A 7,670-nucleotide genomic window follows, 5' to 3' on the forward strand; every position below is an offset into this window, starting at 1 on the left:
GCCGCCGTCGCCGGCGCGCTCGCCTGCCTGAAGCCCGGCGCCCAGCCGGCGATTCCGTTGCGTGCCGAGGTCGATGCGGCGATGGGTTCGCCCTGAGACTGGACAAGCGCCTGCGGGCGTGCCCTCCTGGAACGGGAGGCCCCATACGATGTCGCTCGAAACCTATCTCGCCTACGCCGTCGTCTGTCTGGTCGCCACGGTCGTTCCCGGGCCGACCAACATGCTGATCGTTGCCAACGGCATCCGCCACGGCGTCAAGGCCGGTCTCCTGAACGTCGCCGGCACGCTGGCCGGCTTGTCGGTCATGATCGCCGTCGTCGGCGTCGGCCTGACGTCGGTCGTCGAAATCGCCGGCCATTGGTTCGCCTGGGTCAAGCTGGCCGGCGCTGCCTATCTCTGCTGGCTCGGCCTCAAGATGCTTCGTTCGAGCGGTGCGCCTCTCGAACGATCGCCCGCAGGGCACCCGCGCCGGGGCTTTTTCCGTCAGGGCCTGCTCGTCTCCCTCGGCAACCCGAAGCAGCTTCTCTTTTTTGGTGCGCTCCTGCCGCAATTCATCGATCCCGCGGGCAACCATGTCCTGCAGATCGCTTTGCTGGGCGGCACGGCGCTTCTCTTTTCGGCGATGTCCGACGGCGGCTATGCGATCGCCGCCGGCAGCCTCGGGCGCCGCCTCGGCGCTGCAGCCATGCGCCGGATCTGCCGCATCGGCGGTACGTTCCTGATCGGCGGCGGCTTATGGCTCGCCTTTTCGCGAGCGAGATAAGCGCTACAACCTGCCCAGCCGCTCCGTGAGCAGGGCGAAGAAGCCTTCATCGTCAATCTCGCGCATGACCTGCGCGTTATGCGGCCGCTTCGTGACGTGCCACCAGTCGATGACGGTCATGCCCATGGTCAGTTCCGAGGCCGTTTCCACACTGACATTGCAGGTGCGCCCGGCAAATAGCGCGGGCTGAAGCAGATAGGCGATCACGCAGGGGTCGTGCAGCGGCCCGCCCTCGTTGCCGTACTTCTCCTTGTCGAAGCGTTCGGAAAAGCCCAGCATTTCCGCCGTTGCCAGGCCGACGGGTGTACCGAGATCGCGGAAAGCGCCCACCCGCGCTCTGGTCGCCAGCGCCTTGTGCGTCACGTCGAGCGGCATCATGACGATGGGGACGCCGGAGCGGAAGACGACGTCGGCGGCATGCGGATCGACATGGATGTTGAACTCCGCCGCCGGGGTGATGTTGCCGCCTTCGAAGAAGCCGCCGCCCATCATGACGATCCCCCCGATGCGCGGCGCGATCCGCGGCTCGCGCACGAGCGCCAGCGCGATGTTGGTGAGCGGCCCCAGCGTGCACAGGGTGAGCGTGCCGGGTTCGTGCGCCATCACGGCCTCGACGATGAAATCGACCGCGTGTGCCTGCATCAGCGGCATTTCCGGTTCCGGCAGGTCGGGGCCGTCCAGGCCGCTCTTGCCGTGCACATGCTCGGCCGTCACCAAATCGCGCACCAGGGGCCGGCCGGCCCCGGCATGGACCTTCATGTCCGGCCGCCCGGCGAGTTCGCAGATCTTGCGGGCATTCTTCTCCGTCAGGCCGAGCGGGACGTTGCCGGCAACGGCCGTGATGCCCAGGACGTCGAGTTCCGGGCTCGCGAGCGCCAGGAGGATGGCCACTGCGTCGTCCTGGCCGGGGTCGGTGTCGATGATGATCTTGCGCGCCTGTTGCACGTAGATGAAGCCTTCTTGAACTGATGTCGGCGATCGACCATATCAGGGACACCGGCAAAAACGCCAATCGGGTTTTTGCTTGTCCACGTCGCTCTTTGAGGACAGGAACATGACGCGTATGACGCCTTTTTCGAACCCGCTTCTCCTGGGGTTCGACAGTATGGAGAAGACGCTGGAGCGGATCGCGAAAACCGGCGACAGCTATCCCCCCTACAACATCGAACGCATCCGCAATGGGGAAGGGCGGGGCGAGCGCCTGCGCATCACCCTCGCCGTGGCCGGGTTTTCCGAAGCGGACCTGGACGTAACGACCGAGGAGAACCAGCTTGTCGTGCGGGGGCGCCAGAATGATGAAGGCGAGCGCGAATATCTGCACAGGGGTATCGCCGCGAGGCAGTTCCAGCGCGTTTTCGTGTTGGCGGACGGCATGCGCGTTTTGGGCGCGGAACTCAAGAACGGGCTTCTGGCCATCGATCTCGACCGGCCGGAGCCGGAGCGCCTGGTGCAGAAAATCGATATTTCGGTGAAGGACTAACCGTAAAACCGCATCTCTCACCGGAACCACGAGGCTCTCGGACGGGTTGATCATAAGGATGGCCCGCCGCATAGGAGGCTGAAATGACAGAGAACGAAGTGAAGAACACCGTGACGCAGCAGCAACTTGCCCATCTGGGCGAAGGGGCCATCGCCTATATGCGGGAGATGGACGTCGCCGAATTGCAGGGCAAGTTCCCCGGCATGCCCGACATGGAGCCCGGAACGAAGCTGTGGGCCCTTTTCGCCGCGAACGGCCAGCCCATCCTGCTGGCGGACGCCCGCGACGCCGCCCTTGCCGGCGCCTTCCAGAACGATCTCGAGCCGGTCAGCCTGCACTGACGGGAAAGAGCGCAAGGTCCACTACGAAAAAGGATGAGAGGCGCCCGATAGCGAACAGCCTTGCCCGGACCGGGCAGGGGATGCCGTCAGGCTCAGGCCGCGTTGGAGGCCGGTGCCTCCGCGAGGAATGTGTGGATTGCGGCGGCGTCCTTCGTGCCGCGGATCTTGGCGGTCGTCTCCGAATCGCGCAACACGCGCGCAATCCGCGACAATGCCTTCAGATGGTCTGCGCCGGCGCCTTCGGGCGCCAGAAGCAGGAAGACGAGATCGACGGGTAGATCGTCGAGCGCATCGAAATCAACCGGCGTCTCCAGTCGTGCGAAGACGCCGGTAATCTCCTTGATGCCGGGCAGCTTGCCGTGCGGAATGGCCACTCCGTTGCCCACGCCCGTGGAGCCCAGCCTTTCGCGCTGCAGGATCGTATCGAAGATCTCCCGCTCGGCCAGACCGGTTTCCGCCGCGGCCTTTTCGGCGAGAAGCTGCAAGACCTGTTTCTTGGAGTTCGCCTTCAAGGCCGGCATGACCGCCGAGACCTTGATCAGATCGCTCAGATCCATCTTTTCGCATCCTCTGCTTCGGCCGCATATTCCGGCTGAACGGGCCGGCGGGCAGGCTATCCGCTGGTGACCGCCGACGGGTCGATCCAGCCGATATTGCCGTCCGCCCGGCGATAGACGATGTTGACCTCGTTGCTTCCCGCGTTCCGAAAAACGAAGACAGGACTGTCCTTCATGTCGAGCTCCATGACGGCGGAAGCGACCGTCATCGACTTGAGTGGCATGCGCGACTCGGCCACCACCGTGGGGGCATAGTCTTCCGGCAGTTCCTCATCCTCGTCCGAAGCCGGCGCCATGACCCGGTAGGCCATGTCCAGCATGCCGTTGCCGCCTTGTGCCGGGCTGTGCGACTTAAGCCTTCGCTTGTATCGGCGCAACCGTTTTTCGATGCGCTCGGCGGCGCCGTCGAACGCCATCTGCGGGTCTTGCGCGCGGTGCGTGGCCTGAAGCACCGTGCCGGTGTCGAGATGGATGGTGCAGTCGGCGGAAAATCCCGATCCCGATTTTTCAACCGTTACGCGACCGGCGAAGCCACCATCGAAATACTTGTCCAGCGCTTCACCGATGCGACCCTCGATACGGGACTTAAAGGCGTCGCCTATGTCCATATGCTTGCCGGAAATGCGCAGGCTCATGTGAGAAACGACCTTCGGTCAGAACTTCGACGTGTCTGAGAGTTTATACCTGTGGTCCGCGCGCACAAGGTTCGGCTACGGTAAAATAAAACCGGTCGGCCATGGGTTCCACCGCTTTGCGGCCGCCCGCACGGATTGGTCGTTGTCCGCAGGCCGCCGTCTCATGCGGGCGGGCTTTAGTGGCTTCGCGCCGGCTTGTCAAATGTTGCGGCGCGCGCGACCTCACGCCCCGGTGCCGGCCAGGGCCTTTTTCTCCCGCCGGCGTTGCACCGAGGAGGGGATGCTCATGCTCTCGCGATATTTGGCCACGGTTCTGCGGGCGATATCCACACCATCCTTGCGCAGGATGTCGACGATCGTGTCGTCCGACAGGACATCCTTTACGTCCTCCTCCGCGATGAGGCGGCGGATGCGGTCGCGCACGGCCTCCGCCGAATGGGCGTCACCGCCATCCGCCGCCGCCAGCGCTGCGGTGAAGAAGTAGCGCAGCTCGAAAAGCCCCCGCGGCGTCATCATGTACTTGTTCGCCGCCACGCGGCTCACGGTCGATTCGTGCATGTCGATCGCCTCGGCGATCGTGCGCAGCTTGAGCGGCCGCAGATGCCGCACCCCGGAGAGCAGGAAGGCATCCTGCTGGCGCACGATCTCGCTGGCGACCTTGAGGATGGTCCGGGCCCGCTGGTCGAGGCTGCGGGTCAGCCAGTTGGCGCTCTGCAGGCATTCGGACAGGAACGCCTTGCCTTCCCCGTCGGCCTGCGCCGAGACGGCGGCGAAATAGCTTTCATTGACGAGCACGCGCGGCAGCGCCTGCGGGTTCAGTTCCACCGCCCATCCCCCGTCCGGACCGGGACGCACGACCACGTCGGGCACGATCGGATCCGACACGCCCGTCGTGAATGCTGTGCCGGGCTTGGGATCCAGCTCGCGGATTTCCGCAAGCATGTCCACGAGGTCCCCCTCGTCGACGCCGCACAACCGCTTGAGCGCCTGGAAATCGCGCTTGGCCAGAAGGCCGAGATTATCGAGAAGCGTCCGCATGGCCGGGTCCAGCCGGTCACGCGCCTTCAGTTGCAGCGCCAGGCATTCGGACAGGTTGCGTGCGAAAAGGCCCGGCGGATCGAAACCCTGGCACGTGGCCAGCACAGCTTCGAATGTGTCCGCCTCGGCGCCCGTGCGGGCGGCGATCTCCTCGAGATCCGCCGCAAGATAGCCCGCCTCGTCGAGCCCCTCGGCCAGTTCCTCCGCCAGGAGCCGGTCGGCCGGCTCCTCGAAGGCGAAGGCGATCTGCTCGCGCACGTGCTCGCGCAGGCTCGGGGGCGCGGCAGCGATGGCTTCCAGGTCCCACTCCGTATCGGCGGCGGAAATACCGGCGCCGCCCGCCGATCGCCATTGAGCGGAAAGCTCCGGGCCGATGACCTCGCGCCTGCCGGGGTCGTCGGGAAACAGGTTCTCAAGCGAGGCGTCGAGCCGCTCCGAAATCGCCTCGGCGGAGTTGCGCGAAGCCTCCTGCGCCGGCTCGCCGGGCTCTTGCGCGGGATCGGCGCCGTCCTCGCGCTCGAGAAGCGGGTTGCGCTCGATCTCCCCGTCGATGAATTGCTCGAGCTCGGCATGCGTCAGCTGCAGGAGCCGGATCGACTGCAGCAACTGCGGCGTCATGACCAGCGACTGCGTCTGCCGCAAATTCAGACTCTGTGAAAGCGCCATCGAGCTATGTGCGCCCCTCATACCCGTAACAGCGAGATGCCCTCGCGACTGGCTCGATAAAACTGGCCCGATATTTGCTTGTCAAGCGACCAGCAGTGAAGGAGGCCAAAAACGCTCCTTCAGGGCCGTCTGCCTGCCGCCTTTCAAGGCGCGCGGATGCTCAGAGCGTGAATCCCTCACCCAGATAGAGGCGTCTGACATCGGCGTTGCCGACGATGTCCTGCGGGCGCCCGTGGGTGAGCACCTGGCCGGCGTGGATGATATAGGCGCGGTCGATGAGGCCCAGCGTCTCGCGCACATTGTGGTCGGTGATCAGCACGCCGATACCGCGCGCCGTCAGGTGCCGCACCAGTTCCTGAATGTCGGTCACGGCGATGGGATCGATGCCGGCGAAGGGCTCGTCGAGAAGCATGAAGTTCGGTTTGCTGGCAAGCGCCCGCGCGATTTCCAGCCGCCGCCGCTCGCCGCCGGAAAGGGAGACCGAGGGCGCCTTGCGCAGGTGGCCTATGCGGAACTCCTCGAGCAGCGCGTCCAGCGTTTTTTCACGTTCCTTGCGGCTCTTTTCCACCACCTCCAGGATGGCGCGGATGTTCTTTTCCACGGTCAGCCCGCGGAAGATCGAGGCCTCCTGCGGAAGATAGCCGATACCGAGCCTCGCCCTGCGGTACATCGGCATCGACGTCACGTCGTAGCCGTCGATGTGGATGGTGCCCTGGTCGACCGGCACCAGCCCCGTCACCATGTAGAAGCAGGTGGTCTTGCCGGCACCGTTCGGCCCGAGAAGGCCCACCGCCTCGCCCGCGCGCACGCCGAGCGATACGCCGCTGACGACCTGCCGCCCCTTGTAGGCCTTGGTCAGCCCGCGGGCGATCAGGGTTCCCTTGTAGCGCTCCGGATCGGATTGCGGTTTCGGCCCAGGGGCGGGACGGGCTCCCTGGCGCGTTGCGCGTGAGAAGATGGTCACGAAATGCCTATTGCCTGTTTTGCGAATCCGGTGTGAGCAGCATGCGCACACGGCCGCCCGAACCGCCGTCCTTACAGCTTTCGAGCGTGGCCTGTCCGGAGGCCATCTGCACCGTCAGCTTGCACCCGACGATCACGTTTTCCCCCTCCGTCAGGACCACCTCATTGCCGGAAAGCTCCAGCACCTCGGTTTGCATGTTGAAAGTGCCGCGTTCGCCGGTGGCCACCTGCCCTTCGGATTTGAGGTAGACCCCGCCGTCCACCTCGAGCCGCTCGATCTGCGCGCCGCCGGTCGGCACGGATCCGGACTCGCTGTCGTAAAACACCTTCATTCGTGCCGATCTGAGCTGCGTTTCGCCCTGCACGACGGAAACATTGCCGGTGAAGACGCCCACGCCCTCGCTTTCGTTCACCTCGAAGCGGTCGCTCTCGATCTGGATCGGCTGGTCGCCGGAAAGCTTCAGCCCGGTCTGCCGTCCCCCCTGTCCCTGTGCCAGTGCGGCACTCGCCGCAAGAAGCGCCACCGCGGCTGCCAACAGGTATCGCAATCTATTCATCGCCGCGGCTCCCATCGCCTTCGTCCTGGTTCCGGCGAATGTCCGCCGGATCGATCTCCATGTGCACGCTATCTTCGAATACCAGAGTTTTGCCGCTGTCCGAAGCCCGGAATCGGTTGGCGGTGATGCGCATTCCCTCCAGTTCGATCTCCACCGGATCATCGGTCGACAGGGCATTCGAGGCAAGGTCGATCTCGGCCGACTGCAGCCGTGCGCGCAGCCCCGAATTGGTCGAGAGGGAAAGCGAGCCGCCGAGCGTGAGCCGGTCGTTGGCGCGATCGAAGTGCCCGTGTCCGGCGCTGATCCGCGCTTCGGTATCCGCGTTGATGGGAATCGTCGCCCTTATCTGGCTGAGATCGATGGGTGCGTTGGTGGGTCCGACCGCCTGCCGCGCCCGCGCGGCGGTCATCGTATAGGGCAGGTTCTCCCGGGTGAAACCGTCGAGCGTGGGGTTCTCGATCACCAGATGGCCGTCCTCGATCGAAGCGGCGCCGATATCGACGGACTCACGGATCGTCTGCGGAATCAGGGAATAGCCGAGAAAAAGGACCGACACGACAATCGCCACCACTGGCAGGATGAACTTCAAGACCCGCACGCGGCGCGAATGGCGCGCGGCCCTGGCAAAGGCGGCGGCATCGCGCTCGGCGCGCCGGATCGCACGGGTGCG

The 7,670-nt window shown here is 65.0% G+C and carries 10 protein-coding genes and 1 pseudogene; 4 read left to right on the top strand and 7 right to left on the bottom strand.

The features are described 5' to 3' along the window. Positions 1–96: pseudogene (locus ACFP9U_RS22370) on the top strand (ribokinase); the annotation flags it as partial. Between the two features lie 52 nt (positions 97–148). Then, the gene (locus ACFP9U_RS22375; RefSeq protein ID WP_378624855.1) at positions 149–763 is read left to right on the top strand and encodes a LysE family translocator; all 615 of its coding nucleotides are present in this window, start codon (positions 149–151) and stop codon (positions 761–763) included. Positions 764–766: 3 nt separating this feature from the next. Here ACFP9U_RS22375 and ACFP9U_RS22380 read toward each other — a convergent pair whose 3' ends face one another. Further along, complete coding sequence (locus ACFP9U_RS22380) at positions 767–1,708, bottom strand: nucleoside hydrolase (protein WP_378624857.1); 942 nt, start codon at positions 1,706–1,708, stop codon at positions 767–769. Between the two features lie 109 nt (positions 1,709–1,817). Here ACFP9U_RS22380 and ACFP9U_RS22385 point away from each other — a divergent pair, with 109 nt between their 5' ends. Both ACFP9U_RS22385 and ACFP9U_RS22390 read left to right on the top strand, forming a co-directional pair. Next, positions 1,818–2,243, top strand: coding sequence for an Hsp20 family protein (locus tag ACFP9U_RS22385; protein WP_322451043.1), 426 nt, complete (start codon positions 1,818–1,820; stop codon positions 2,241–2,243). Between the two features lie 83 nt (positions 2,244–2,326). After that, positions 2,327–2,584 carry a DUF1150 family protein gene (locus tag ACFP9U_RS22390; RefSeq protein WP_378624859.1) on the top strand — a complete coding sequence of 86 codons (258 nt, stop codon included), beginning with the start codon at positions 2,327–2,329 and terminating at the stop codon, positions 2,582–2,584. 92 nt (positions 2,585–2,676) lie between these two features. On the opposite strand, the gene ptsN is transcribed toward ACFP9U_RS22390, so the two are convergent. From ptsN to lptC, 6 genes are all read right to left on the bottom strand, one after another. Next, the gene (gene ptsN, locus ACFP9U_RS22395; protein WP_322451041.1) at positions 2,677–3,141 is read right to left on the bottom strand and encodes a PTS IIA-like nitrogen regulatory protein PtsN; all 465 of its coding nucleotides are present in this window, start codon (positions 3,139–3,141) and stop codon (positions 2,677–2,679) included. 56 nt (positions 3,142–3,197) lie between these two features. After that, positions 3,198–3,776, bottom strand: a complete 579-nt coding sequence (hpf, locus tag ACFP9U_RS22400; RefSeq protein ID WP_322451040.1) for a ribosome hibernation-promoting factor, HPF/YfiA family — start codon at positions 3,774–3,776, stop codon at positions 3,198–3,200. 222 nt (positions 3,777–3,998) lie between these two features. Then, positions 3,999–5,480 carry an RNA polymerase factor sigma-54 gene (gene rpoN, locus ACFP9U_RS22405; RefSeq protein WP_378624862.1) on the bottom strand — a complete coding sequence of 494 codons (1,482 nt, stop codon included), beginning with the start codon at positions 5,478–5,480 and terminating at the stop codon, positions 3,999–4,001. A gap of 160 nt (positions 5,481–5,640) precedes the next feature. Continuing rightward, entirely contained in the window at positions 5,641–6,438 is a 798-nt protein-coding gene (gene lptB, locus ACFP9U_RS22410; RefSeq protein WP_378624867.1) for an LPS export ABC transporter ATP-binding protein, read from the bottom strand. Between the two features lie 13 nt (positions 6,439–6,451). After that, entirely contained in the window at positions 6,452–7,000 is a 549-nt protein-coding gene (locus ACFP9U_RS22415) for an LptA/OstA family protein (RefSeq protein WP_378624864.1), read from the bottom strand. Continuing rightward, on the bottom strand, positions 6,993–7,670 hold a 678-nt coding region (gene lptC / locus ACFP9U_RS22420), incomplete at its 5' end, for an LPS export ABC transporter periplasmic protein LptC (RefSeq protein WP_378624865.1). The genes lptC and ACFP9U_RS22415, both read right to left, overlap by 8 nt.

It is taken from the genome of Nitratireductor sp. GCM10026969 (assembly GCF_042660605.1).
Taxonomy (GTDB): Bacteria; Pseudomonadota; Alphaproteobacteria; order Rhizobiales; family Rhizobiaceae; genus Chelativorans.

Coding starts and splice junctions, on each gene's coding strand:
- hpf (WP_322451040.1), bottom strand. CDS start 3,776: ATGAGCCTGCGCATTTCCGGCAAGCATATGGACATAGGCGACGCCTTT.
- ACFP9U_RS22375 (WP_378624855.1), top strand. CDS start 149: ATGTCGCTCGAAACCTATCTCGCCTACGCCGTCGTCTGTCTGGTCGCC.
- ACFP9U_RS22390 (WP_378624859.1), top strand. CDS start 2,327: ATGACAGAGAACGAAGTGAAGAACACCGTGACGCAGCAGCAACTTGCC.
- ACFP9U_RS22415 (WP_378624864.1), bottom strand. CDS start 7,000: ATGAATAGATTGCGATACCTGTTGGCAGCCGCGGTGGCGCTTCTTGCG.
- rpoN (WP_378624862.1), bottom strand. CDS start 5,480: ATGGCGCTTTCACAGAGTCTGAATTTGCGGCAGACGCAGTCGCTGGTC.
- ptsN (WP_322451041.1), bottom strand. CDS start 3,141: ATGGATCTGAGCGATCTGATCAAGGTCTCGGCGGTCATGCCGGCCTTG.
- ACFP9U_RS22385 (WP_322451043.1), top strand. CDS start 1,818: ATGACGCGTATGACGCCTTTTTCGAACCCGCTTCTCCTGGGGTTCGAC.